Origin of the sequence: Micromonospora sp. NPDC050795 (genome assembly GCF_044456785.1) — a bacterium.
Lineage (GTDB): Bacteria > Actinomycetota > Actinomycetes > Mycobacteriales > Micromonosporaceae > Micromonospora.
The window spans coordinates 28,296-52,106 of the sequence record NZ_JBITGE010000034.1; the positions used below are offsets into that span (position 1 = coordinate 28,296).

The following is a 23,811-nucleotide window of genomic DNA, read 5'->3' on the forward strand; positions in this document are numbered from 1 at the left end:
GGGTCAGAACCAGTCCGGGCGCATGTCGAGCGTGGTCCGGTCCCGGCTGTCCAGTAGGTCGAACTGCGGGCCGGTCCGGGGCAGCTCGGCGGTGAAGAAGTAGCGGGCGGCCTGCCGCTTGCCGGCGTGGAACGCGTCGCCGGCACCTTCCGGCGGCAGCGCGAGCACCTGCTCCAGCCACATCCACGCGATCACCACGTGCCCGACGGCCTCCAGGTAGGCGCTGGCGTTGGCCAGCGCGAGCACCGGGTCACCGTCAGCCCACAGTCGACGGGTGACAGCGGTGACCCGCTCCACCGCGGCGGCCAGCCGGTCGGCCAGCTCGGACGCCTCTCCCCCGACCTTGCGGGCCCGCTCGACCGTGTCACCGATCGTCGTGGTCAGCAGAGTGAGACCGGCGCCGCCCTGCATGACCATTTTGCGCCCCAGCAGATCCAGCGCCTGGATGCCGTGGGTGCCCTCGTGGATGGGGTTGAGCCGGTTGTCCCGGTAGTGCTGCTCCACGTCGTGGTCGCGGGTGTAGCCGGCGCCCCCGAGCACCTGGATCGCCAGGTCGTTCGCCGCCAGGCACCACTGCGACGGCCAACTCTTGGTGATCGGGGTGAGCACGTCCAGCAGCAGGTGCGCGCGCTCGCGGTCGGCCTCGGCCGGTGCGGTCCTCTGCTCGTCGAGCAACCGGGCGCAGTAGAGCACCAGCGCCAGCGCCCCCTCCACGTAGCTCTTCTGGGCCAGCAGCATCCGTCGTACGTCAGGGTGGTCGATGATCGGCACCTGCGCGGCGGCCGGGTCCTTCGCGCCGACCGGCCGGCCCTGCGGCCTCTCCTTCGCGTACGCCAGGCTCTTGAGATAGCCGGTGTAACCCAGCGCGGTGGCGCCCGCCCCGACCCCGATCCGGGCCTCGTTCATCATGTGGAACATCTGCGCCAGACCCTGGTGCGGCGCACCGACCAGGTGGCCCACCGCTCCGGCACGGCCGGCCGGGGTGTGCGCGCCGTCGCCGAAGCTGAGCAGGGTGTTGGTGGTGCCCCGGAACCCCATCTTGTGGTTCAGCCCGGCCAGCGCCACGTCGTTGCGCTCACCGAGCGCCCCGTCCGGGCCGACCAGCACCTTCGGCACGATGAACAGCGAGATGCCCTTGACCCCGGGCGGCGCGCCCGGAATGCGCGCCAGCACCAGGTGGACGATGTTCTCGGCCAACTCGTGGTCACCACCGGAGATCCACATCTTGGTGCCGTACAACCGGTACGTGCCGTCCGCCTGCGGCTCGGCGCGGGTGGTGATGTCGGCCAGCGAGCTGCCGGCGTGCGGCTCGGACAGGCACATGGTGCCGAAGAATCGGCCGTCCAGCATCGGCCGGACGTAGGTGTCCACCTGCTCGGGGCTGCCGTGGGCCAGCAGCAGGTTGGCGTTGCCCAGGGTGAGGAACGGGTACGCCGAGGTGGCCACGTTGGCGGCCTGGAACCAGGTGAAGCACGCCGCCGCGACGGCGTGCGGCAGTTGCAGGCCACCGACAGTGGCGTCCAGCCCGGCGGTGAGCAGGCCCGTCTCGGCGAAGCTGTCCAACGCGGCACGGATCTGCGGGATCAGCCGCACCCGCTGCCCGTCGAAGGTGGGCTCGGCCAGGTCGGCGGCACGGTTGTGCGGGGCGAACTGCTCGGTGGCCACCCGTTCGGCGAGATCCAGGGCGTCGTCGAAGGTCTCCCGGGAGTGCTCGGCGTAGCGGGGGCGCTCGACGAGCTCGGACACCCGCAGCCACTCGTGCAGCAGGAAGTCGAGGTCACGGCGGGAGAGCAGGGTGGACGGCACGGCACTCCTCAGCGGGCACAGGGGGCTGGTCGGGCCAGGGCGACGGCCCACTGTCGCCCCGGCCCATCCTGGCCGAGCGGCAGGGCGCGCACCACCGGGTGGGGTGGGGTTCGACGAGCGGAACTTGTCACACCGTAGGGCTAGCGTCGTTGTCCGTGACCGCACCCGGAGACGTCCCGCCCGAGGTCCTCGACCGGCTGCGGCCGATCTGTCTCGGCCTGCCGGAGACCTACGAGGAGCCTGCCTGGGTGGGCACCCGCTGGCGGATTCGCAAGCGGACCATCGCCCACGTGCTCACCGTCGACCCCGATCGCCAGCCGGTGCACGCACGGGCCGCCGCACTCGACCAGCCCGCCTGCCTGCTGACCTTCCGGTCGCCACTCGACGAGATCGCCGGGCTCCTCGCCACCGGGCACCCCTTCTACAAACCGGACTGGAGCCCGACCGTGATGGGCATGGTCCTGGACGACAACACCGACTGGGAGGAGGTGGGTGAGTTGCTCACCGAGAGCTATTGCGTCATGGCTCCGAAGCGGCTCGCCGCCCGGGTCGGCCCCCCGGCACCGCAGATGCGCTGAGCACGGCGGCGCCTTCAACCGGCGGTTTCGGCCGGCACGCTCCGGGGATACCGCACGATGTCGTCGCTGCCCACCGAGGAGGATCACCGTTTGACGCCGGTGTTCCAGGAAGACCGGGTGTGCACGGGCGTGACCACTGTGCGGGGGCGGGTGTTCCTGAGCTACCCGTCGGCGGATCGGCCCGGCGTGCAGGTGGTGGAGGCGCTGCCGGACGGTCGTCGTGTCCCGTACCCCGATGTCGCCTGGAACCGTCCCGACCAACCGCCGGACGGGGCGTTCGTGCACGTCAACGGGTTGCGCGCCGGCCCGGACGGCCGGTTGTGGATCGTCGACTCGGGTTCGCCGCGGATCGGCGGCGCGCAGGTGCCGGGCGGCGCTCGGTTGATCGCCGTCGACCCGGACGACGACCGCGTGGAGCGGGTCTACCACCTCGACGAGGCGGTGCAGCCGGGCAGCTACGTCGACGACGTCCGCTTCAACGGCCGGGTGGCGTATCTCAGCGACGCCGGGGCGGCGGGCCTCATCGTGCTCGACCTCGACTCGGGTCGGTCGAGACGGGTGCTCGACGGGCACCCGAGCACGGCGGGCGGCCCGGTGGTCGCCGACGGTCGTGTGCTGCGTGACCCGGACGGCGCCGAGGTACGCCTGCACGTGGACCAGTTGGAGGTGTCGCCGGACGGTCGCTGGCTCTACTACCAGCCGGCCTCCGGCGGAATGTACCGGATCGCCACCCGGTGGTTGGACGACCCGTCGGTGTCCTCCGACGAGCTGGCCCGGGCTGTCGAACGCTGGTGTGACACACCCAGCACCGGTGGCACGGCCATCGACGCCACCGGCACCATCTACCTCAGCGACCTGGAACGGCGGCGCGTTCTCGTCCTCGCACCCGACCGCAGCGTACGGACGCTCGTCGCCGACCCCCGGCTGGCCTGGGTGGACGCGATGTGGCTCGACGCCGATGCCCGACTCTGGATGCCGGCGGCCCAACTGCACCTGACCGCCGGGCTCAACGGCGGCGTCGCGGCCGTCGACTACCCGGCCCAGATCTACCGGATGCCCGTCGGGATCGGGCCGCCCGCCCGGGACCACGCCTGAGTGCTGAGTCCGGCAGCCGCCGATCCGCACCGGGTTTCCTCAGCAGATCGCTGCCCACCTCGACGCCACCGGCTGACCGTTCGCGGTCATCGGCCCAGGCGCGCACCTGTCCTGACGTGTCGGCGCTGTCGGAGGTTGCCGCTAGGGTCCCGGCCATGGCTGATTTCGTGTTGGTGGCGGGGGCGTGGCTGGGGTCGTGGGCGTGGGACGAGGTGGTGCCGCCCCTGCGGGCGGCCGGGCACGGCACCCACCCGCTGACCCTCTCCGGCCTCGCCGACAAGCGGGGCGTCCCGGCCGGGCAGCAGACCCACGTGCAGGACATCGTCGACGAGATCGAGCGCGGCGACCTGCACGATGTGGTGCTGGTCGGGCACAGCTACTCGGGCATTCCGGTGGGTCAGGCGGCCGAGCGGATCGGCGACCGGCTGAGTCGGGTGGTCTTCGTCGACTCCGAGGTGCCGGTCGACGGTGGGTCGTTCGCCTCCGGCTGGTGGCAGGGCCAGGCGGCGTTCGAGGCGCAGCTCGCCGACAGTGGCGGCGACTGGGCGCCGCTCGGCGCGGACGACGTCGATGGTCAGGGTCTCACCGACGAGCAGGTCGCCCGTCTGATCGAGGGTTCCACGCCGCATCCGGGCGCGACGCTGACCGAGCCGGCCGTGGTGGGCCGGCCGCTGGGTGAGCTGCCGGCGACGTACGTCAAGTGCCTGCTCGACGGGCCCGAGCCCAACGACACGGTGGCCAAGCTGCTGACCAGTGACCAGTGGCGACTGGTCACCATGGACACGGGCCACTGGCCGATGTTCTCCCAGCCCACCGAGCTGGCCCGGATCCTGCTGGCGCAGACCGCCTGACGTGCGGTGTCCTGGGCCGCGGCCCAGGGCACCGCGCCGCCTCGTCGGTCAGGTCGCCGTCTCGTCGAGGGTGTGGATGTGGCGCACCGGTGACGCGATCAACCACAGCACGGCGAGCACGCCGCCGAGGCCGGCGATGGCCAGGGTGGGCCGCAGCCCGATGGTGGTGCCCAAGGTGCCGCCGACCAGCGCGCCGAGCGGTCGAATGCCGTAGTTGACGGCGCTGTAGGCGCCGGCCCGGCGTCCCAGCGCGTCGTCGGGTGTCACGGCGGTGAGCAGGGCGTTGAGGTTCACGTCCATGAGCATCACCCCGATGCTGGAGACGAGCTCGATGGCCGCCAGCATGGCCACCTTCGTCCAGGTCGGTCCGGAGATCAGCGCGGTCAGCGCCAGCGGCGCGGGGAAGAGCACCGCGCCGATCATGGCGGTACGGCCCAGGCCGATGGCGCGGGAGACCCGTGGTGCGAGCGCCGCTCCCGCGAAGCCGCCGAGCGCGCCGAACCCGAGGGCGATGCCGATCGCGCCGGCCGACAGGTCGAGTTCGCGGCTGGCGTAGAGCACCAGCAGCGCGCCGGCGATGAAGGTGAAGAAGTTGACGGTGCTGGTGCAGCCGAGGGCGGCCCGCAGCACCGGGTGCCGCAGCACCAGCGTGAGCCCTTCGCGGACCAGGCCCAGCGTGGACGTTCGACGCGGCGGTGGCGGCGTCTCGGTCACCGGGATGCGGCGGAGCAGCAGCGCGGAGCCGAGGAACGACACCGCGTCGACGAGGATCGCGACCGGCGCGCTGAGGGCCTGGACGAGCCCGCCGCCGACGGCGGGGCCGGCGATGAACGACAGCGACCGGCTCATGCTCAGCTTGCTGTTCGCGTCCACGTACGCCGATCGCGGCACCAGCGCGACGAAGAACGCCTGACGCGCCATGGCGAACAGGACCGCTCCGAGGCCGGTGAGCAGTGCCACCAGGTAGAGCTGGGTGAGGGTGATCGCGTCGAACAGGTAGGCCACCGGCAGGCTGAGCAGCACCGCGGCGCGGACCAGGTCCGCGATGATCAGGAGTCGCCGCTTGTGGGTGCGCTGGTCGACCCACGCGCCGAGGAAGAGGCCCAGGAGGTTGGGCAGCCAGATCAGCGCGGTGAGGACGCTCACCTGAACGGGTGTCGCGGTGAGCAGGGTGACGGCGATCAGCGGCAGAGCCAGTTCGCTGATCCGGTCACCGAACTGGGAGATCGTCTCGCTGATCCAGAAGGTGCGGAACCGTCGGTCGCGGTGCAGGGCCGGCGGGGGCACGGCGCCGGTGGCGCTCACAGCGCCGGTGCCGGTGGCGGTCATGACGTGGCCGCGTCGTCGTCGCCGGGCTCGGGCAGGAGGTAGCGCAGCATCCGGACGATCCGCGCGCCGTCCGGGGCCGACTCCTCCTTGCGCCGCACGTACGGGGCGATCAGCTCTTCGATCGACTCCTCCAGCTGGCGGAGCTCGTCGGCGGTGGCCACGAACCGGGTGTCGGCCATGCCGGCCAGCGCGCGCCACTCGGGGTCCAGCCGGGGCTCCTCGCGCAGCAGCCACTGCTGGGGCGCGTCGGCGGTGCGGGCGAACATCTCGCCGCGCAACTGCTGGCTGGCGGACTGTCCTTCGGCGCTGTCGGGCGCGGTGAAGCGGAAGCCCCGGGCGACGGCCTGCCACCAGCGTTCCCGCTTGCTGGTGGCACCGTCCCAGTCGCTGACCAGACCGAAGGTCGCGAGGTGCCGCAGGTGCCAGCTGACCACTGACGGTGTGGCGCCGACGTGCGGCGAGAGCCCGGTCGCCGTCGCCGGGCCGTGCCGCTGAAGGTGTTCGAGGATGGCCAGCCGCACCGGGTGGGCCAGCGCCCGCAGCGCCTGCGGCTCGGTGATCTCGAAATCCCCGTACGGATTCTTGAGAGACATGTTTCGAGAGTAGTCTCTCAGATTAGGTCGGGGCAACCCCGAGCCGTCGCAACGGCACGCTGATCAGGCGATGCCCAGACGCGCCAACGGCTCGACAAGTTCCCGCTCCTCGTAGCTGAGGTGCGACAGGAGGGCGTCGGTCAGCAGGTCCACCGCGGCCCGCAGCTCGGCGAGCCCGTCCGGAGACCCGACGTACGCGACCAGGGCCCGATCGACACCCTCCAGCACGTCGTGGATGACGTGATGCTCCTGCTCCAGCCGGTCGACCACCGGGGCGAGTCGCGGATCACGAGCCCGCAACCTGGGAAAGAGCGACTGGTCCTCGATCGTGTGGTGGGTGGTGACGATGCGGCAGTACGACTCGCAGTAGACGCCGAGGGTCCACCGGTTCTGCCGCATGGTCATCGTGTTGATGTGGGACCGGGCCGCACCGGCGTCGATCTCGCCGGTCGCCACCTGCTCGATCAGGTCGTGAATCTGGGCCAGCTCGGCGCGCAGCCCGTCGTGGACCTGCACGAGGTGCGCGCCGGTGGCCTGCTCCTGCGGGGTGTAGGTGCGCTCCGGGTCGGGCGCGGGCCCGGTCGGCCGGGCCGCCTCGTCCCACACCTGCCGCTCGCTTCGCCGTACGCCGTCGTCCGGGGTCGGCACCACGGCGAACGCACCACCCGCGGTGGCGCGGCGCGCCCGGACCGGCGGCGCAGCGACCGGCTCCGGCTCCGGCTCTGGGGTACGTGCCGGAGCCGCGCCCCGGTCACGTTCGGCGGCGACGAGCTCGCGGACGGCGGGCGCCACCTCGCCGGCGAAGCGCCGCAGGTCATCGGGGTCGTCGCTGCCCAGGATGAAGGTGCCGACGCCCTCCTCCAGCGCCAGCTCGGCCAGCTCCTCGGCCCACTGCTCGGCGGGTCCGTCCAGCGGACCGCGCCCCACCGCCGAGAACTTCCCGGAGATGTTGAGCAACCGACGCACGTCCTGCGGGGACCGGCCAGCCTGCTGCGCGGCGTCGTCGATGATCGCGTTGCCCCTGGTCAGATCGCCGGGCTGGAGGTAGCCCAGCGAGGGCAGCCAACCATCGGCCCGACGACCGGTGAGCTGGAGCATCCGGGGCTTGTACGCGCCCAGCCAGATCGGCACCGCGTGGGCCGGAGCCGGACCGCGCTTGGCACCCACCACCCGGTAGAACTCGCCGTCGACCCGCACTCCGCCGCGCGTCTCGACGTCCCAGAGCTGACGGACGACCTCGATGGCCTCCTCCAGCGCCCGTACGCCCTGGCCGGGGGTCAGCCGCCGGCCGCCCATCGCCTCGATGGCGTCCCAGAACGCCCCTGCCCCGAGGCCGAGGCCGACCCGGCCACCGCTGAGCAGATCCAGGCTGGCCACGCTGCGGGCGAGTACCGCCGGCGGGCGCAGCGGCAGGTTCGTCACGTTCGCCGCCAGGTGCACCCGGCTGGTGCGGGCCGCCACGAAGCTCAGCAGCGTCCAGGTGTCGAGGAACGCCGGCTGGTACGGGTGATCCTGAAAGGTGACCAGATCCAACCCGACCTGCTCGGCCAGGACGGCGACACCGACCGCACGGTCCGGATTGTCAGCGCTGGGCGTGACGAAGGAGCCGAAGACCAGGTCGTGGCCATAGTCGCTCATCTGCGAGCCTCCCGATTTCCCCGACGCCTCGGTCGATGCGCCGTGACCATAACCTTATGCCAGACAGAACATCTTCTGCCAACAAGGTCTGCCTCGCTGCGGTATTGTCGGGGGATGACGGGTGCCTCTCACCGGCCGGACCGGCCCGATCCGCTCGACGACGACCTGGGCTGGATGCTCGGCATCGTCTTCCGCGGCTACGTCCGGGCGGCCGAGCACGCGCTCACCGACTTCCCCGGTGGCCCGCGCGGCTACCAGCTACTCACCGCGGCCAGCAACGGGCCGGCCCGAAACCAGGGCGCGATCGCCGAGGAGATCGGCATCGACCGCACCGTCCTGACGTACCTGATCGACGACCTGGAGCGGCCCGGGTTCGTCGCCCGGCGCGCGGACCCGGCCGACCGGCGCAACCGGCTCATCGAGGTCACCGACGCCGGCCGTGCCGCCTGGGAAAAGCGGCGGGTCGCACTGCGGCAGGTCGAGTCGCATCTGCTGGGGGCGCTCACCCCGGCCGAGTCGGCGACGCTGCGGTCACTGCTCCAGAAGGTCGCCTGCTCGGCCCAGGCGGCGGACCCGCTGCGTGACCTCTGCGAGGTGGTGACACAGGTGCAGGCCGACCCGGAGCCCGCCGCGCCCGCTACGCGTCGCCGCGGTGCCGCGGCGGCGCGGGGTGGGCGAACCGCCACTCCCCGGGCCCGCCGCACCCGGCCCGACTGACCTGCGACCGCAGCGGGACGGGCCCGCCCCGCACCACCCGACGTCGTCCGTCGAGCGGTACCGGACAGGCCCGCGATGTCGCTACCGCACCGGTCAGCGCACGTGCACGAAGACCGGGTTCGAGTAGAACCACAGGTCGTCCCACGGGCTCTCCAGCCCGTCGGCGAGCGGCTCGGCCTCGTCGGTGCTGGTGCCGCGCACCCGTGCGTAGGTGTCCGCCTCGACATTGCGCAGGGTGTGCCGGATGACGTAGCTGTCGCCCCGCCGACGCCAGTCCCGGGGGCCGAACCGGGCCGCCACAGTGGTGGTGGGATTGGTGTCGGCGTCCAGGCTGGCGCTCGGGCCGGTGATCTGGCCGACGATCAGGTCGACCCGGCGGACCTCGGGCCGGTCGCCGTTCGCGTTCACCCCACCCAGCGGGCGGAAGGTGATCTCGATTTCGACATCGGTACGGCTACGACGGCTCACCGTGATCGTCTCGCCGACCTCAGCGGTCCTGCCCTGGGACGTGGCGGTGACGTCGAGGCTGCGGATCAGGTCACCGGTGGTGACCCAGATCCGACCGTTGCGCAGGCCGTCCATGATGTCGCCGTAGTCCTGGCGGGCGTGCACGTACGTCTTGCTGTACTCGCCGGGCCAGAAGTCGGAGCCGCCCCGGGTCCAGTGCACGTGCGAGTCCGAGGTCGCGGTGATCCACCAGCGCCGGCCCTCGCCGAGCAGTGAGTCCCACAGGCCGCCGACCCGGGCGGTCATCTGGTCGAAGCCGCCGTAGGTGGGGTGGTTGCCGTAGCCGCCCCGCTTGCCGCCGTTGAGCGGGCCGGCCTGGTGACCGGGCGCGCCCTCGAAGCCGATGTAGACGTCCGGCGCGGCGTTGTTGCCGTTGCGGAACTCGCGCGGGGTGTCCTGACCGTAGACGCCGAGACCGGGCGCCGAACGGGACGCGTGGTGGGCGATCACCAGCGGCTTGTGCGGCATACCCCGGGCCACCTTGAGGAACTCCACCATCTTGGCCTCGGTGTCGCGGGCCGGGTCGGTGGGGAACGCGTCGTACTTGGCGAACCGGCTCTCCAGCTCGAAGAGCTGCTTCGCCTCGTCCTCGTGGCGCGGGATCATCAGCGTGTGGTGGTCCAGCGAGGGCGCGTCGAACTCCATGCCCCAGAACTGGAGCACCTCGGGGACCAGCTTGCGGGACCGCAGCAGGTCGGGGTACGCCTGCTCGATGTTCACCTTCGAGTGGGTCGGTCCACCGTGGTCGGTGCACATCGCCCAGGTCAGGCCGAAGTTCTTCGCCATGATGGCATTGGTGACGATCGGGTAGACCGCGTCCGCGCCCTTGTGGAAGACGATCGGGGACTTCGTGGTGTCGAACTCGCCGCTGTACTCGGAGTGGATGTGGTGGTCGCCCGCACGCCACGCCCGGTTCTTGGAACTACCCCGGTCGGTCTTGTCGTCGTCATCCGGCCGGCGGTCCTCAGCGGCCCAGGCCGCGCCGGCACCGACCAGTGGGCTGGCCGCGGCCAGCGTCGCGCCGACGCCCGCGTACTTGACCAGCTTGCGCCGGGACAGCTGCGCGTGCTCGGTCTCTTCGGGATGCTTGTCTCTCACCTGAGAGCCTCTCCTCGATCAAGCGAATGCTCTTTCGATCAAGGAGCCTCGGAGAAGGCGGTGAACAGCCGCCGTACGCAGCGGGTGCGCGCGATGAACACCCTGCCCCGACCTGGCCGAAGCGCCGGGCCGGTCAGCAGCGGGTCACCCCGTGATCGCGCGGTGTCCAGACCGGCCCGGCCCCGGCGGGGTCGGGTCAGGGCGCTCGCCGACCGGTCCCCCGCCGACGGTCCGGTCAGATCCGGGCGCGCGGCAGCCAGCCCAGGAAGCGGAGCCGGACCCGGGGCAACGGCACCGTGGGCAGGTCCTGAGCGGCGGCGACGAGGCAGGAGCCCAGATAGACCGCGAGGGAGGCGCGGGCTCCACCGAACTCGGCGAGCAGTTGGCTCTGCTTGGTGGCGCAGGGCCACTCGCGGCCGCATCCGGTGCAGGTCCAGCTTGGCGGGTTGGGGAGGTGCTCAGGCAGCTTGGCGCGCCGGTACCGACCGACGACGCTGTTGTCCGAGCGCACGTCGCGTCGCCGTGCCCCGGGACCTTCGTTGCGGTGGGCCACCGGACGGGCGCCGGGCAGGTAACGCCCGACCGTGCCGAAGAGCACGCCGACGCGGATCAGGGCGTCCGGTCCGACGTGCTGGGTCAGCAACGCGGTCATCAGGTAGTGCCCGAGCAGGTCGAAGGCGTCACGGTGCAGACCCAGGTCCCGGCAGAGGTCGACGAACTCCGGCGTGGTCAGCGGCACCCGGTCGTCGAGTGCGCGCCGCAGGACCTCCCGGAGCCCACGCCCGAGCCTCTCCAGCGCGTCCCCCTCGCCCAGACCCAGGCTGTCCTCGTCCGCCACCCGGGCCAGCGCCTCGGCGACGGCCAGCCGAACGACGCGGTCAGGATCGGTACCGTCCAACGCTTCCCCCTCCGTGGGTCGGCCTCCCGGCAGTGAGCCGATCGGTCATCCTCCGACGAATCATGAACAAGATTTCGCTGTCAGCCACGCGGGTCGCTAGGACAGCGGACGCAGAACCATGTGACGCGCTAGCCGGAAAACGAAGTCGAGCTGCTGACACATCGCCGTGATTCGCAGCACGGCACGTCGGCGATTGTCGTATGGTGAAATTCCCATCTGCGGATATTGCGTATCAGCATCAGTGAATGGTCTGACCAGATCCGACACGCTCAACCGGTCGCTGCCGTCCCGCTCGCGACGTTCCATCCCACCGCACCGCCGGCCAACGATGTGCCGGGTCACCGCCGAGCACCCCCGGCACGTCCCGAACCTGCCGCCGGCAACCGTTCCAGCACCCGGCGGCACCTCCACCGGACGGAGACAGCGGATGACGTCATCGCCAGTGCAGACCCACCAGTTCGACAGCCGTGATCCAACGGCCATCCAGGAATTCCTGTCCGACACATACGACCCGAAACTGCGCATCCAGAGCAGGAACGGATACCGGCTCACTCACCACCGCGTCGACACCGGCCCCTTCGCCATCGCGACCACCCGACAGACCGGGCACCTCGAGATCGATGCCAGCACCCTCGGCGGGCTGGTCATCGGTCGCACCCGCACCGCACGCGTCGACCGCTCCTGCGCCGGATCGGACCACCGGTTCGGCCCCGGCGACGTCTTCCTCGTCACCAGGCCGCAGGAGCCATGCACCGTGCACTGGCATCCCGGTGAGGTGGAGCTCTGCGTACTGGACCTGTCGGTGCTGGCGCAGGTGGCCACCACCGCGCCGGCCCGCCGGCCCGGTCGGATCGAGTTCACCGAGCTCGGTGCCGCCAGCGCGGATCTCGCCCGGCAGTGGCGCAACACCACCAGCTTCGTCCGCGACGTCGTGTTGAACAGCCCGGCCGCCGGGGCACAGCCGCTGGTGATCGGCAACGCCGCCCGGATGCTGGCCGCGGCGGCGCTCGCGGTCTTCCCCAACACCGCGTTCACCGAACCGACCGCCGCGGACCGGAACGACGCCACCACCGCGACGCTGCGACGGGCGATCACGTTCCTGGAGGAGCACGCCGACCGGAACATCAGCGCGGCCGACATCGCCAGCGCCGCCGGCGTCTCCCTCCGGGCGGTTCAACTCGCCTTCCGCCGTCACCTCGGGACCACCCCGATGGCCTACCTGCGTCGAGTCCGGCTCGTCCGAGCGCACCACGACCTGGTCCGCGCCGACCCGCGCCAGGAGACCGTCTCGGCGATCGCCAGTCGGTGGGGATTCGCCAGCCACAGCAGGTTCACCGCGCGATACCACGCCAGCTTCGGTGTGCCGCCGCGCGAGACGCTGAATGCCTGAAACCCACGCACCGGGACGTCAACCAGCCAGGCGACCGGTGGTCAACCGAGGACGCGAGCGAGGCGTCGAACGGCCTCGTCCATGAGTTCGGGTGCGGCTGCCGCGTAGGTGAGGCGGAGGTGCGGGGCAGGGGGGTCGGCCGCGTACCACGGTCGGCCCGGGAAGACGGCGACGCCCTCGGCCGCCGCGGCAGCGGCAACTGCCGCCTCGTCGGTGCCGGCGGCGAGGCGCACCCAGAGGTGCATGCCGCCACGTGGGATCGCCTCGGGGGCAATGCCGGGCAGATGCCGGCGTAGCGCGGTCAGCAACGCGTCACGGCGTATCCGGAGGGCTGTACGCAGTGCCCGGCGATGCCGCGACCACGACGGAGAGGTGAGGAAGTCGATCGCCGCCTGTTGCAGTGGTCCGGCGACGAAGAAGTCGTCGAGCAGCCGGGCAGAGCGCAGTCGCGCTCCGGCCGGGCCGCGGGCTCCGATGGCGGCGACGCGCAGCCCGGGGGCGGTCGACTTGGTCAGTGAACGAAGGTAGATGACGTGACCGTCGGGATCATCGCTGGCCAGTGGTGGCGGAGCCGGATCGTCGATGGTGAGGTCACGGGCGTAGTCGTCCTCGATCAGGAACGCCGCGGCGTCGCGGACGACCTCGGTGACCTGCGCCCGGCGGTGCTCCGCCAGCGTCGCGCCGTGCGGGTTGGCGTACAGGGGCTGGCAGTAGAAGAGCCGGGCGTCGGTGCGGGCGAACGCGGCGGCGAGTTGATCGGGCCGTACCCCGTCGGCGTCAGCCGGCACGGGCACCACCCGCAGCCCGGCCGCGCGGGCGGCGGCCAACGCACCCAGGTAGGTCGGCGACTCGACGAGCAGGGCGTCGCCGGGCGCGGCGAGGGCTCGCACCGCGGACGACAGGGCGGCCTGCCCGCCGGGGCAGATCACCATGTCCTCGGCGTGCAGCCCGGCCCCCGCCTCGCGGGCGAACCAGGCGCGCAGGTCCGCCCGGCCCTCGACCGGCCCCCGCTGCCAGCTCGCGGGCTGGCGGGAGGCTCGGGTGAGGGCGGCTCCGAGCGCAGCGGAAGGCTGTAGGTCCGCGTCGAGGTAGCCACCGGACAGCGGGATCGTCCCGGCGGGCGTCAGCGCCAACAGGGCCTGCATCTCGTCCTGACCGAACCGGCGGGGCCCGAGCGCGACAGTCTGCCAGGACAGGTCGGGTACGCCCGGCTCGTCCGGCGCAACGGCCACAAAGGTGCCTCGGCCGGGTCTCGCCTCGATCAGCCCTTCGGCCGCCAACTGTCGGATGGCCTCGGCGACCGTGACCGGCGAGGCCTGGTGTCGGGCGGTCAGCTCCCGTACCGAGGGCAGCCGGGCACCGGGGCCGGCGACGGCCGCGAGGGTCCGCAGATCTTGGATAACGCGTTGGGCTGCGTTACCGTTTTCCATGAGGGACAAGAGTAGCGCTACTGCGGAAAACACGGTAACAGCGGACCGGATCTCCGGGCTCGGCCTCGGTGCCCTGGGCGTGCTCGGCTTCAGCCTGTCACTTCCGGTCACCCGCATGGCCGTGCAGCAACTCGACCCGTGGTTCGTCGCCTTCGGCCGGGCTGTCGGCGCGGGGCTGCTGGCATGGGCGTACCTGCGTCTCACCGGCGCACCGCGGCCCACCCATGATCAGTGGCGACGGCTGCCGATCGTCGCCCTCGGAGTCGTCGTCGGCTTTCCCCTGTTCACCTCGATGGCGCTTTTCACCCAGACCTCCGCGCACAGCGCGGTCGTCATCGCCGCGCTGCCCGCGATGACGGCCGTGTTCGCGGTGCTGCGGGCCGGCGAACGCCCACCGCCGCTGTTCTGGATCGTGAGCGACGGCGGGCTGCTGGCGGTTCTCGCCTTTCTCGGCGCCAGTGGCGCGGTACGCGGTGCCCTCACCCTGCCCGACCTGTTCCTGCTCGCGGCGGTCGTGCTCTGCGGCCTTGGCTACGCCGAGGGCGGCGCGCTCGCCCGCGAGTTGGGCGGCGCTCGGACGATCTGCTGGGCGTTGCTGCTCTCGCTGCCCATCACCGTTCCGGTCACGGCCGTTGCCGCCGCCGTCAGTCCGCCCCGGGCGGACGCTGTCGGCTGGTCGGCGTTCGGCTATCTCACCGGGGTCTCGATGTTCCTGGGATTCTTCGCCTGGTACGCGGGCCTGGCCCGGGGCGGTGTGGCGCAGGTGGGCCAGGTCCAGCTCGCCCAGCCGGTGCTGACCCTGGGATGGTCGGCGCTGCTGCTCGGCGAGGTGGTCTCCCCCGCCTCGATCGCGGCGGCGCTGGCGGTGCTGGGATGCGTCGTGGCGACCCAGCGCATCCGCCAGAGCCCGCGGACGGTCGTGACGCGACGCGAGGCCGGCGCGGGTTCGTCGTAGGGCCTAGCCCCGGTCGCGCTCGCGGCTGTCGCGGGCGGTCTGCAACTCGGGCACCGCGGCCTCCAGCAGATCGGCGAGGCCACGCAGTTGCTCGGCGACCCGGGCGCCGAGGGGGGTCAGCGAGTATTCGACGCGCGGTGGGATCGCGGTGAGCACCTCGCGGGTGAGCATCCCGTCGCGTTCGAGGGTCTGCAGGGTCTGGGAGAGCATCCGCTCGCTGACCCCGTCGATGCGCCGACGCAGCGCGTTGAAGCGGTAGCGGCCCTCTCCGAGCGCCAACAGGGCCAGCGAGGCCCACTTCGAGGTGACGTCCTCGAAGGCCGCGCGCGAGGTGCAACCCCGGGCGAAGACATCGCTGACGAATTCCTGGGTAGGCCCCGCCGGGTCCTGGGCCGGCATGTCGCTCACCTCACCAGCCTAACCCACGCCACCCGTCGGTTAGTGCTGTAGATTCGTAAGTGCCTGCTGATCTGTCACTATCTCCGGAGGTTTCCATGCCCACCTATGCCGTCACCGGCGCCACCGGCCGGCTGGGCCGCCTGGTGATCGGGCAACTGCTCGACAACGGGGTGCCCGCCAGCGACATCGCCGCCATCGTCCGCAGCCCGGAGAAGGCCGCCGACCTGGCCACGCGCGGCGTCGAGATCCGCAAGGCCAACTACGACGACCCGTCGACGCTGCCCGGAGCCGTGGCCGGCGTACGCCGCCTGCTGCTCATCTCCGGCGACACTCCCGGTCAGCGCGTCGCGCAGCACACCGCGGTCATCGACGCCGCCACGCTCGCCGGCGTCGAGCGTCTCGTCTACACGAGCATCCTGAAGGCCGACACCACCGCGAACCCGCTCGCCCCCGAGCACAAGGCCACCGAGGAGGTGCTCGCCGCGTCCGGCCTGGCCTACACCGTGCTGCGCAACGGTTGGTACACCGAGAACTACACCGACCAGCTACCGCAGTACCTGGGGTCCGGCACGATCCTCGGCGCCACCGGCGGCAGCAAGATCTCCGCCGCGCCCCGGGCTGACTACGCGGGGGCGGCCGTGGCCGCGCTGACCCGGGATGAGGACGGCAACGCCGTCTACGAACTGGGCGGCACGGCGTTCACCTTCGACGAGCTGGCCGAAGCCGTCACCGAGGTGACCGGCACCACTGTCGTTCACCAGGACATGTCCGCCGCCGAGCTGGCCTCGGCCCTGGAGAACGTCGGCCTGGACGCGGGCACCGCCGGTTTCGTCGCCGCGCTCGACCAGTCCATCGCCGACGGCGAGCTGGCGACCGACAGCGACGACCTGAGCCGGCTGATCGGCCGACCGAGCACCCCACTGCGCGACGCCGTCCGGGCGGCGCGGGCCTGACCGGGGTCATCGCCGAAGCGGGCGGCGGTGGCAGGTCGCCGTCGCCCGCCACCCGGTGACCGTATCCTCGGCGTCATGGTGAGGCACATCGACAGCCGGCTCTCCCGGCACGCCGGGCAACGACGTCGGCATTCCGCGCCGTCCGATCTGGACAGTCTGGCGTCGACCCGGTGAGCGGCGACTTCGTCATCCGTGCCGCCGTGGCGCAGGACGACCCCGAACTGGTCTTCGACGTGCTGTGGCAGCTCGCTCCGGACGACGCACGGCCGCACGCCGACCGGCTCGCCATCGCCTGGCGTCACCTGCACGCCCAAGCTGGCCGCCGCCTCCTGCTGGCCGTCGCCGGGGACACCTTCGTGGGCACCCTGGACACCGTCGTCGTCCCCAACCTCACCCACGGGGCGCGACCGTACATGGTGGTGGAGAACGTGGTGGTCATGTCCGACTGGCGTCGTCGTGGGGTCGCCCGGGCGCTCATGCTGGCGGCGCTCGACGAGGCGACGGCGGCCGGCTGCTACAAGGTCCAACTGGTGTCGAACGCCGTGCGTACCGACGCCCACCGGTTCTACGCGTCCCTCGGGTTCACGCAGTCCGCCCTCGGCTACCGCCGATACCTCACCACTTCGGCGTGACGCCGACCGCTACCGCGTCCCGGCCCGGCTACTCCGCCTCGTCCTGCTCCTCGGTGAGCTCGGCCAGGACGTCGGCGGCGTCCCGGTTCCCGCCGTCGGCGAGCCGGCGAAGCTCACCGACGTCGGCCCGCTCCGCGGCCAACTCGACGAGCTGGTCGGCGGCGTCCTTGTCGCCCCGGTCGGCGAGACGCCGCAACTCGCCCATGTCGCCGAGTTCGGTGGCGAGTTCGACAAGCTGGGCCGCCGCGTCGGCGTTGCCGTCCTCGGCCAGCTGACGCAGTTCGGTGAGGTCACCCCGCTCCCCGGCGAGCTCGACGAGCTGGTCGACCGCGTCCCGGTCACCGTCAGTGGCCCGTCGACGCAGGTCGGCAGGATCAGGGTCGGACATCGCGCACCTCTTCGCAGCCGGCGCGGGCCGGGGCTGGTCCCGCTCACCACCGAGAACCTAGACCAGCGGGCGTCGCGGTGGCGGACGAACGACGGACACCGCCCGTACGCCGATCCGCTCAGCCCGGCTCGGTCGACTCCGCGACCAGCAGGCCGGTGAGCAGACCGCGCAGGGTCCGCCCGACGAGGTCCGCCCGGGGCGGTGGTCCGGCGGGCTGGCTGAACGCCGCGACGAGGTGCGGGTACGTCGTGAGGTCAACCCCGGCGAAGCTGAAAGCCCCGGCCGCGGATTCGCGGCGGGCGAAGAGGCTCACCACGCCTGTCATCATCGCGATGGCCTCGAACTTGGCGGTGACCGGGCAGCGCACGGGCTCCAGGACCCGGATGCAGTTGTCGAACCAGGCCAGGCTCTCCAGGCCGGCACCCGAGGGCCGATGGATCACGTCGGGCAACCACGGGTGGGCACCGAACAGCGCCAACTGCCGTCGCCCCAGCAGCACCATCGTTTCCAACCAGTCGCCTTCCACCTGCGGGTACGGGCGCAGCTCCCCCACGGTCCGGTCGGTCATCAGGTCCAGCAGGTCGTCGCGGGACGTCAGGTACCGGTAGAGGGACCCGGCACCGGTGCCGAGCGAGGCGGCCACGGCGCGCATCGACACCGCAGCCAGCCCTTCGGCGTCGGCCAGGGCGATGGCGGCCTCCACGATGGCGTCCCGACTGTGTGCCGGGGCGGGGCCACGGCTGCCGCGTTCGGGTCTGCTCCAGATCGACTGCCGCTCGGGGCCGCCGTCGCCGGTACTCGCGGGTGCGTCGCTCACTGACCTACTGTAAACTGCGAACGTCGTTTGCAGTTGTTCGTCGGCGCGAGAAGGGTGGACCAGACATGGAGCAGGTCAAGGCACGGGACGGCGCGACGATCGTGCTGCACTCGACCGGGACGGGGCCGGGGATCGTCGTGGTGCACGGCGGCGGCGTGACGATCGACGTCTACCGGCGGCTGGCCACGGCACTCGCCGACCGGTTCAGCGTTCACCTCTACAACCGACGGGGACGGGCCGACGCGCCACCGAGGTCGATGCCCTACACCGCCGAGCAGGAGGTCGACGACCTCGCCGCAGTGCTGGAGCACACCGGAACCGGCAGCGTCATCGGCCACAGCGGCGGCGGCTTCCTGGCGCTCGAAGCCGCGCTCCGACTGCGGATCGACCGACTCGCCCTCTACGACGCCGCCGTCTCGATCGACGGCAGCTTCCCGTCCGCCTGGCTCGGGCCGGCCCGGGCGGCGGCACAGGACGGCGACACCGCCCGCAGCCTCGCCATCACGACCGCCGGAATCAACGCGCAGATGGCGGCGGCGAAACTCCCACTCGGCATTCGGACCGCGATCATCCGCGGGTTCCTGCGCACGCCGATCGGCCGGACCATGGGCGAACTGCTGCCGACGACGTTGGACGAGGCGGCGCTGATCCTCGCGCACGACGGCCCGGCCACCCGGTGGGCCGGGGTACGCGCCGAGGTGCTGCTGGCCTGCGGGGCCGACGGCCCGCCCTACTACGTGCACCAGAACACGGCGCTGGCCCGCGCGCTGCCGCACGCCCGGACCCTGACCATTCCGCGCAGTGGTCATGACGCCATCAACCGGGCGCACCCGAGAACCGTCGAACCACTCGCCGACTTCTTCGCCGCGCCCGTGACGACAGAGCGGACGCCCCACTCCTGAGGGGTCGCGCCACCCTCCCCTGCCGTTGATCTTGGCTAGGCTGGTGGGCATGCCCGCACACCATTCGCACCGTCACACGATCGAGCCGGCCGACTGGTGAGTGACGCAACCGTGCCCGCCCCCCGGGGTGGGCCGTCCACACCGGGCCCGCGCTCGGGATGGGCCGACCGGTGCGACCAGCTCGCCCGGTCCCGCCCCTTCGAGATCGCCATCGTCGTGGTCATCCTCGCCAACGGCATCGTTCTCGGCTTGGAGACGTACGACGACCTGAGCCCGGCGGGCACCGCGCTGCACGGGCTAGAGCTGTTCTTCCTGGCCGTCTTCGTCGTCGAGATCGCCATCCGGTTGGCGGCGTACGGCAGACGCCCGCAGGACTTCTTCCGGCACGGCTGGAACGTCTTCGACTTCGTGGTGATCGCGGCGATCTTCATTCCGGGCCTGCACGGCGACCCAGCGCTGCTACGGGTCGTCCGGGTCGTCCGCATGGTCCGCCTGGTGCGGTTCTCGCCAGGTCTGCGGACCATCGTCTCCGCGCTGTGGCGCAGCCTGCCAGGGGTCACCGGGTTCTTCGCCCTGGCCGTGGTGACGCTCTACGTCTACGGGATGGCCGGCTGGCTCATCTTCGGCAACAGGTATCCGGAGGAGTACGGCGACATCGGCCGGTCACTGCTGACGTTGTTCGTGCTGTTGTCTCTGGAGACGCTGCCGGACCTCATCGAGCAGGGCATGGCGATCTCACCGTGGACACTGCTCTACTACGTCAGCTACGTGGTCATCACCGTCAACCTGCTGCTCAACATCCTCATCGCGGTCATCGTGAACTCCATGGAGGAGGCCCGCCGGCTGGAGATGACCGAGCGACTGGCCCCCGGCTACGAGGAGGACGGCGACGGCGTACCGGACGAGGTGGACCGGATCGCGCTCACCCAACGACTGGACGATCTGCGGGCGGTCATCACCGAGTTGGAACGCGAGCTGCGCATCGACCGCGACGACGGGCACGGCCGATCCCACCGGGACAGCGCCCGCGCCAGACGGTGATCCGACGCTCGCGCTGCGTTCTCGCGTTCGGATAGGGTCGGCGGAGGTCCCATCGGCCCTTCTGAAGGGGTACCGGCATGACGGCCAGCGTCGACAATGCCCAGACCGCCACCGATTCCACGGACACGCTCGGCACGGTGATCGACGACGTGATCCGCCCACAGGCGCCGATCGTCGACCGGGACGGGGCCTTCCCCCGTCCGGGTGTCGATGCTCTCGCCGCAGCCGGCCTGCTCGGCCTGGCCTCCTCGACCGAGGTCGGCGGCGCCGGCCACGGCATGCGGGCGGTCGCCGAGGTGATCGAGCGGCTGGCCGCCGAGTGCGGATCCACCGCGATGGTGGTGCTCATGCACTACGCGGCGACCGCCGTCATTGAGGCACACGGTCCACGCGACGTCCGCGCGGCCATCGCCGCCGGCGATCACCTCACCACGCTGGCGTTCTCCGAGTACGGCTCGCGCAGCCACTTCTGGTCGCCGACCGGCACCGCTACCGCCGCCGACGACGACGCGGTCCGCCTCGATGCCCGCAAGAGCTGGGTCACCGCGGCCGGCGAGGCCAACAGCTACGTCTGGTCGAGCCTTCCGCTGACCCCCGACGCCGGCCCGATGACGCTATGGCTGGTGCCTTCCGACAGCGCCGGCCTCAGCGTGACAGGCGACTTCGACGGGCTGGGCCTGCGGGGCAACGGCTCCCGCCCGATGACCGCCGACGGGCTGCGGGTTCCGTCGACGGCGAGGATGGCGGCCGACGGGGCCGGGCTCGACACCGCGCTCGGCGCGGTCCTGCCGTGGTTCCTGGTGCTCAACGCCGCCTTCTGTCTCGGTCTCGCCGACAGCGCGGTGGCCGAGGCCGGCCGACATCTCACCAGGACCACGCTCGCGCACACCGGGGCCGCCCTGCGCGACGCGCCGGGCACCCGACGCGACCTCGCCCGGCTGATGATCCGCACCGACGCGCTGCGGGCCTTCCTGGGTGACACGCTCACCGCGCTGGAGACCGGCCGCGACGACGCGATGCTGCGGGTGCTCCAGGTCAAGGCGCTCGCCGGCGAGACCGTCGCCGACGTGACCGACGGCGCGTTGCGGCTCTGCGGCGGCAGCGCCTTCCGCAAGGAGTTGGGTCTCGAGCGCCGTTTCCGGGACGCCCGCGCGGCCCGGGTGATGGCACCGACCACCGACGCGCTGCACGATTTCGTCGGTCGGGTCGCCACCGGGCTGCCACTGCTCGACGAGGCCAACCGCTGATGCCCGCGCCGACCGTACTGCTGGGTGCTGTCGCGTACGACCCGAAGGTGGTGACCATCTGGGAGGGCTTCCGCACCTGGCTGCGCGGGCGGGGCCTGGACTTCGACTTCGTCCTCTACTCGCACTACGAGCGACAGGTCGAGGATCTCATCGCCGGGCGGATCGACGCGGCCTGGAACTCTCCCCTGGCCTACCTGCGGGCCGAGCGGCTGGCGTCCGCCAACGGCACTGGCGTACGCGCGCTCACCATGCGCGACACCGACCAGGACCTCACCTCGGTCGTGGTGGTCCGCGCGGACTCGCCGGTGCGCCAACTCGCGGACCTCGCCGGACGGGTGGTCGCCGTCGGGGCGGTCGACAGTCCACAGGCCACGCTGATCCCGTTGGATCACCTCGCCGCGCGCGGGGTCACTGTCGACGTACGCCGCTTCGACGTGGGTGTCGGCCTGCACGGCGACCACATCGGCGGTGAGCGAGACGCGGCCCGCGCCCTGGTGGCCGGGGAGGTCGATGCCGCCTGCATGATCGACGCCAACCATCTGGCGTTCGTTCAGGAGGGCACGTTACCGCCCGAGGGCACCCGGATCGTGGCGCAGACCGCACGCTACGACCACTGCAACATGACGGTCCGCGCACCGGAGTCCGACGGGGTCCGGCTCTTCGGCACGCTCCTGCTCGGCATGTCGTACGCCGATCCGCAGGTGCGTCCGCTGCTGGACCTGGAGGGGTTGACGGCCTGGCGGGAGGGCCGCATCACGGGGTACGGCGTCCTCGCCGAAGCGGTCGACTCCAGCGGTTTCTACTCCCCCGACGGGCGGGTGACGGCCACGGACTACCGGCCGTGAGTGCGACACCTGTCGCCGCGCTCGACCTGGGTGTGCTGGGTTTCGGCCGGGGCGCACACCTGCTGGTGCAGCGCGCCCTGGCCGGGTTGCCGCCGGGCGGCCGGTTGGCGGTCTCCGGTCGCGACCCGGCGCTGCGCGTACACCTGCCCGCCTGGTGTCGTGGCCGGGGCCACCGGGTCGAGTGGCCGGATCGGGGTGACCGGAGCGACCTGGTCGCCGTCGTCGTCCGGGGTTCGGTGGACGACGACCGCTGGTTCGGTGCGGAGCGGGCCGGGCCGGCCCTGCCGTCGGCGCTCAGCAGCCGGCCACCCGCACGGTGGGGGCTCGGCGCCCGGGGCGCGCTCCTGGAGGCCGGTGGTCCCGAAGCCCGGTTCGACCTGGACGACCGCGACCTGGTCTGGGCCGACATCGCCCCCCACCTGTACGCGCAGGCCGCCGCGCGACAGTGGGACCCGCAGACCGCGGTGCCGTGGGACGACCCGTTCGCGTTGCCGGCCGACGTCGAGGCCGCGGTGGTGCAGGTGATGACCTACCTGGTCGAGAACGAGCAGGCGGCGCTCGTCGTGCCGGCCCGGTTCGTGGGGCGCATCCACCCGCACTTCCGGGAGGTCGTGCAGCTTCTCGCCGTGCAGATGGCCGACGAGGCCCGGCACATGGAGGTCTTCAGCCGGCGGGCACTGCTACGGGGCGCCGAGATGGGCACGTCGTCCGCCGGCGGTCGGCAGTCGCTGTTCACCCTCGTCGCGGAGTCGGACTTCGCGCTGGCGTCGTTCCTGCTCTCCGTGCTCGGCGAGGGCAGCTTCGTCGATCTGCTGTCCTTCCTGCACGAGTTCGCCCCGGACCCGGTGACACGCCGGATCTGTTGGCTCGCCATGCAGGACGAGCGCCGACACGTGGTGTTCGGCATGGCACACCTGGAGCATCAGGCACAGTCGGATCCACTGCTGCGCGACCGGCTGCGGGCGGCCATCCACCGCCGCCACGACGCGCTCGTCGACACGGCGGGCCTCAACGCTGACGTCTTCGACGCGTTGGTGGTGCTCGCGGCCGGTGGGTGGCACCCGGACGACGTGTCCGCCGGCTTCGACCGGGTGCGGGCTCTGCAACACGCCATGGATCAGGGCCGTCAGCGCCGGCTGGTCCGCCTGGGTTTCCGGCCCGACGAGGCGGCGGCCCTCTCCGCCCTGCACACCCGCAACTTCATGTAGCCGATCCCCGCGCACGACGGGCGGTACGCGGGGATCGGCGTACGGCAGGTCAGCGAGAACTGGTCACGAAATGACCGGTCGTCTCGGAATGCCAGTGATGTGACCGCTGTCATCCCCCAGGTACTGTGGAGCGGCCATGAACAGGGATTCCAGCGCGGTCCGCGAGGAGCTGCTGCGGCTGCGCGAGCAGACCGAGGCCCAGGCCGCCGCCCTGGACGGCGACCTCCGGAGCCTCTTCGAGGCGTCCCGCTCGTCCAACGCCGATGACGAGCACGACCCCGAGGGCAGCACGATCGCCTTCGAACGCGCGCAGCTCACGGCCGTCCTGGACGCCACCCGCCGACGCCTGGCCGAGCTGGACGTCGCGCTGCGACGGGTCGACGACGGCAGCTACGGCGTGTGCGAAGGCTGTGGCCGTCCGATTCCCGCCGCACGGCTGGCTGCCCGCCCGTCAGCACGTACGTGCGTGGCCTGCGCCGCCCGACGGTGACGGC

At 71.8% G+C, this 23,811-nt stretch carries 24 protein-coding genes; 14 read left to right on the top strand and 10 right to left on the bottom strand.

Annotated features, from left to right (window positions below; genetic code table 11):
* Positions 1-3 precede the first annotated feature (3 nt).
* Positions 4-1,806 carry an acyl-CoA dehydrogenase gene (locus tag ACIBEF_RS25825; protein ID WP_396795706.1) on the bottom strand — a complete coding sequence of 601 codons (1,803 nt, stop codon included), beginning with the start codon at positions 1,804-1,806 and terminating at the stop codon, positions 4-6.
* Positions 1,807-1,961: 155 nt separating this feature from the next.
* On the opposite strand from ACIBEF_RS25825, the gene ACIBEF_RS25830 reads away from it, so the two are divergent.
* From ACIBEF_RS25830 to ACIBEF_RS25840, 3 genes are all read left to right on the top strand, one after another.
* Positions 1,962-2,384: an MmcQ/YjbR family DNA-binding protein gene (locus ACIBEF_RS25830; RefSeq protein WP_396795707.1), complete on the top strand. Its 423-nt coding sequence runs from the start codon at positions 1,962-1,964 to the stop codon at positions 2,382-2,384.
* Positions 2,385-2,441: 57 nt separating this feature from the next.
* Positions 2,442-3,479 (top strand): SMP-30/gluconolactonase/LRE family protein, encoded by a 1,038-nt coding sequence (locus tag ACIBEF_RS25835; RefSeq protein WP_396795708.1) that lies wholly within the window; start codon positions 2,442-2,444, stop codon positions 3,477-3,479.
* A gap of 155 nt (positions 3,480-3,634) precedes the next feature.
* Positions 3,635-4,330 (top strand): alpha/beta fold hydrolase, encoded by a 696-nt coding sequence (locus ACIBEF_RS25840; RefSeq protein WP_396795709.1) that lies wholly within the window; start codon positions 3,635-3,637, stop codon positions 4,328-4,330.
* A 48-nt stretch (positions 4,331-4,378) separates the two neighbouring features.
* Here ACIBEF_RS25840 and ACIBEF_RS25845 read toward each other — a convergent pair whose 3' ends face one another.
* The 3 genes from ACIBEF_RS25845 to ACIBEF_RS25855 form a co-directional block, all read right to left on the bottom strand.
* Positions 4,379-5,659 (bottom strand): MFS transporter, encoded by a 1,281-nt coding sequence (locus ACIBEF_RS25845; protein WP_396795710.1) that lies wholly within the window; start codon positions 5,657-5,659, stop codon positions 4,379-4,381.
* Complete coding sequence (locus tag ACIBEF_RS25850) at positions 5,656-6,252, bottom strand: ArsR/SmtB family transcription factor (protein WP_396795711.1); 597 nt, start codon at positions 6,250-6,252, stop codon at positions 5,656-5,658. Before ACIBEF_RS25850 ends, ACIBEF_RS25845 begins: the two co-directional genes overlap by 4 nt.
* A gap of 63 nt (positions 6,253-6,315) precedes the next feature.
* Positions 6,316-7,890 (bottom strand): LLM class flavin-dependent oxidoreductase, encoded by a 1,575-nt coding sequence (locus ACIBEF_RS25855; RefSeq protein ID WP_396795712.1) that lies wholly within the window; start codon positions 7,888-7,890, stop codon positions 6,316-6,318.
* A gap of 114 nt (positions 7,891-8,004) precedes the next feature.
* Here ACIBEF_RS25855 and ACIBEF_RS25860 point away from each other — a divergent pair, with 114 nt between their 5' ends.
* The gene (locus tag ACIBEF_RS25860) at positions 8,005-8,607 is read left to right on the top strand and encodes a MarR family winged helix-turn-helix transcriptional regulator (RefSeq protein WP_396795713.1); all 603 of its coding nucleotides are present in this window, start codon (positions 8,005-8,007) and stop codon (positions 8,605-8,607) included.
* Between the two features lie 93 nt (positions 8,608-8,700).
* Here the strand turns inward: ACIBEF_RS25860 and ACIBEF_RS25865 are convergent, their stop codons facing one another.
* Both ACIBEF_RS25865 and ACIBEF_RS25870 read right to left on the bottom strand, forming a co-directional pair.
* Positions 8,701-10,212, bottom strand: coding sequence for a phosphoesterase (locus tag ACIBEF_RS25865; RefSeq protein ID WP_396795714.1), 1,512 nt, complete (start codon positions 10,210-10,212; stop codon positions 8,701-8,703).
* A 235-nt stretch (positions 10,213-10,447) separates the two neighbouring features.
* Positions 10,448-11,110, bottom strand: a complete 663-nt coding sequence (locus tag ACIBEF_RS25870) for a hypothetical protein (protein ID WP_396795715.1) — start codon at positions 11,108-11,110, stop codon at positions 10,448-10,450.
* A gap of 427 nt (positions 11,111-11,537) precedes the next feature.
* Here ACIBEF_RS25870 and ACIBEF_RS25875 point away from each other — a divergent pair, with 427 nt between their 5' ends.
* Positions 11,538-12,500, top strand: a complete 963-nt coding sequence (locus ACIBEF_RS25875; protein WP_396795716.1) for an AraC family transcriptional regulator — start codon at positions 11,538-11,540, stop codon at positions 12,498-12,500.
* A 41-nt stretch (positions 12,501-12,541) separates the two neighbouring features.
* On the opposite strand, the gene ACIBEF_RS25880 is transcribed toward ACIBEF_RS25875, so the two are convergent.
* The gene (locus ACIBEF_RS25880) at positions 12,542-13,930 is read right to left on the bottom strand and encodes a PLP-dependent aminotransferase family protein (RefSeq protein ID WP_396795717.1); all 1,389 of its coding nucleotides are present in this window, start codon (positions 13,928-13,930) and stop codon (positions 12,542-12,544) included.
* On the opposite strand from ACIBEF_RS25880, the gene ACIBEF_RS25885 reads away from it, so the two are divergent.
* Positions 13,929-14,885: a DMT family transporter gene (locus ACIBEF_RS25885; protein WP_396795718.1), complete on the top strand. Its 957-nt coding sequence runs from the start codon at positions 13,929-13,931 to the stop codon at positions 14,883-14,885. The genes ACIBEF_RS25880 and ACIBEF_RS25885 overlap by 2 nt on opposite strands.
* A 3-nt stretch (positions 14,886-14,888) precedes the next feature.
* On the opposite strand, the gene ACIBEF_RS25890 is transcribed toward ACIBEF_RS25885, so the two are convergent.
* Positions 14,889-15,284, bottom strand: a complete 396-nt coding sequence (locus tag ACIBEF_RS25890; protein WP_396795747.1) for a winged helix-turn-helix transcriptional regulator — start codon at positions 15,282-15,284, stop codon at positions 14,889-14,891.
* A gap of 95 nt (positions 15,285-15,379) precedes the next feature.
* Between ACIBEF_RS25890 and ACIBEF_RS25895 the strand changes: the two genes are divergently transcribed.
* Complete coding sequence (locus ACIBEF_RS25895) at positions 15,380-16,237, top strand: SDR family oxidoreductase (RefSeq protein ID WP_396795719.1); 858 nt, start codon at positions 15,380-15,382, stop codon at positions 16,235-16,237.
* A 170-nt stretch (positions 16,238-16,407) separates the two neighbouring features.
* The gene (locus ACIBEF_RS25900) at positions 16,408-16,869 is read left to right on the top strand and encodes a GNAT family N-acetyltransferase (RefSeq protein ID WP_396795720.1); all 462 of its coding nucleotides are present in this window, start codon (positions 16,408-16,410) and stop codon (positions 16,867-16,869) included.
* A 28-nt stretch (positions 16,870-16,897) separates the two neighbouring features.
* On the opposite strand, the gene ACIBEF_RS25905 is transcribed toward ACIBEF_RS25900, so the two are convergent.
* Positions 16,898-17,257 (bottom strand): hypothetical protein, encoded by a 360-nt coding sequence (locus ACIBEF_RS25905; RefSeq protein ID WP_396795721.1) that lies wholly within the window; start codon positions 17,255-17,257, stop codon positions 16,898-16,900.
* A 118-nt stretch (positions 17,258-17,375) separates the two neighbouring features.
* Positions 17,376-18,074, bottom strand: coding sequence for a TetR/AcrR family transcriptional regulator (locus ACIBEF_RS25910; RefSeq protein ID WP_396795722.1), 699 nt, complete (start codon positions 18,072-18,074; stop codon positions 17,376-17,378).
* A 65-nt stretch (positions 18,075-18,139) separates the two neighbouring features.
* Here ACIBEF_RS25910 and ACIBEF_RS25915 point away from each other — a divergent pair, with 65 nt between their 5' ends.
* From ACIBEF_RS25915 to ACIBEF_RS25940, 6 genes are all read left to right on the top strand, one after another.
* A complete protein-coding gene (locus ACIBEF_RS25915; protein WP_396795723.1) occupies positions 18,140-18,976 on the top strand; it encodes an alpha/beta fold hydrolase in 837 nt (278 codons plus the stop codon).
* A gap of 96 nt (positions 18,977-19,072) precedes the next feature.
* Positions 19,073-20,017 (top strand): ion transporter, encoded by a 945-nt coding sequence (locus ACIBEF_RS25920; RefSeq protein WP_396795724.1) that lies wholly within the window; start codon positions 19,073-19,075, stop codon positions 20,015-20,017.
* A 77-nt stretch (positions 20,018-20,094) separates the two neighbouring features.
* Entirely contained in the window at positions 20,095-21,264 is a 1,170-nt protein-coding gene (locus ACIBEF_RS25925; protein ID WP_396795725.1) for an acyl-CoA dehydrogenase family protein, read from the top strand.
* Entirely contained in the window at positions 21,264-22,109 is an 846-nt protein-coding gene (locus ACIBEF_RS25930) for a phosphate/phosphite/phosphonate ABC transporter substrate-binding protein (RefSeq protein ID WP_396795726.1), read from the top strand. Before ACIBEF_RS25925 ends, ACIBEF_RS25930 begins: the two co-directional genes overlap by 1 nt.
* Positions 22,106-23,317: a ferritin-like domain-containing protein gene (locus ACIBEF_RS25935; RefSeq protein WP_396795727.1), complete on the top strand. Its 1,212-nt coding sequence runs from the start codon at positions 22,106-22,108 to the stop codon at positions 23,315-23,317. Before ACIBEF_RS25930 ends, ACIBEF_RS25935 begins: the two co-directional genes overlap by 4 nt.
* A 136-nt stretch (positions 23,318-23,453) precedes the next feature.
* Positions 23,454-23,807, top strand: coding sequence for a TraR/DksA family transcriptional regulator (locus tag ACIBEF_RS25940; RefSeq protein ID WP_396795728.1), 354 nt, complete (start codon positions 23,454-23,456; stop codon positions 23,805-23,807).
* Positions 23,808-23,811: the final 4 nt, after the last annotated feature.

Excerpts from the sequence above, each read along its gene's own strand:
- ACIBEF_RS25925 (WP_396795725.1), top strand. The coding sequence starts at position 20,095 with ATGACGGCCAGCGTCGACAATGCCCAGACCGCCACCGATTCCACGGAC.
- ACIBEF_RS25915 (WP_396795723.1), top strand. The coding sequence starts at position 18,140 with ATGGAGCAGGTCAAGGCACGGGACGGCGCGACGATCGTGCTGCACTCG.
- ACIBEF_RS25895 (WP_396795719.1), top strand. The coding sequence starts at position 15,380 with ATGCCCACCTATGCCGTCACCGGCGCCACCGGCCGGCTGGGCCGCCTG.
- ACIBEF_RS25840 (WP_396795709.1), top strand. The coding sequence starts at position 3,635 with ATGGCTGATTTCGTGTTGGTGGCGGGGGCGTGGCTGGGGTCGTGGGCG.
- ACIBEF_RS25890 (WP_396795747.1), bottom strand. The coding sequence starts at position 15,284 with ATGCCGGCCCAGGACCCGGCGGGGCCTACCCAGGAATTCGTCAGCGAT.
- ACIBEF_RS25940 (WP_396795728.1), top strand. The coding sequence starts at position 23,454 with ATGAACAGGGATTCCAGCGCGGTCCGCGAGGAGCTGCTGCGGCTGCGC.
- ACIBEF_RS25930 (WP_396795726.1), top strand. The coding sequence starts at position 21,264 with ATGCCCGCGCCGACCGTACTGCTGGGTGCTGTCGCGTACGACCCGAAG.
- ACIBEF_RS25835 (WP_396795708.1), top strand. The coding sequence starts at position 2,442 with ATGTCGTCGCTGCCCACCGAGGAGGATCACCGTTTGACGCCGGTGTTC.
- ACIBEF_RS25905 (WP_396795721.1), bottom strand. The coding sequence starts at position 17,257 with ATGTCCGACCCTGATCCTGCCGACCTGCGTCGACGGGCCACTGACGGT.
- ACIBEF_RS25860 (WP_396795713.1), top strand. The coding sequence starts at position 8,005 with ATGACGGGTGCCTCTCACCGGCCGGACCGGCCCGATCCGCTCGACGAC.
- ACIBEF_RS25875 (WP_396795716.1), top strand. The coding sequence starts at position 11,538 with ATGACGTCATCGCCAGTGCAGACCCACCAGTTCGACAGCCGTGATCCA.
- ACIBEF_RS25880 (WP_396795717.1), bottom strand. The coding sequence starts at position 13,930 with ATGGAAAACGGTAACGCAGCCCAACGCGTTATCCAAGATCTGCGGACC.
- ACIBEF_RS25850 (WP_396795711.1), bottom strand. The coding sequence starts at position 6,252 with ATGTCTCTCAAGAATCCGTACGGGGATTTCGAGATCACCGAGCCGCAG.
- ACIBEF_RS25855 (WP_396795712.1), bottom strand. The coding sequence starts at position 7,890 with ATGAGCGACTATGGCCACGACCTGGTCTTCGGCTCCTTCGTCACGCCC.
- ACIBEF_RS25885 (WP_396795718.1), top strand. The coding sequence starts at position 13,929 with ATGAGGGACAAGAGTAGCGCTACTGCGGAAAACACGGTAACAGCGGAC.
- ACIBEF_RS25845 (WP_396795710.1), bottom strand. The coding sequence starts at position 5,659 with ATGACCGCCACCGGCACCGGCGCTGTGAGCGCCACCGGCGCCGTGCCC.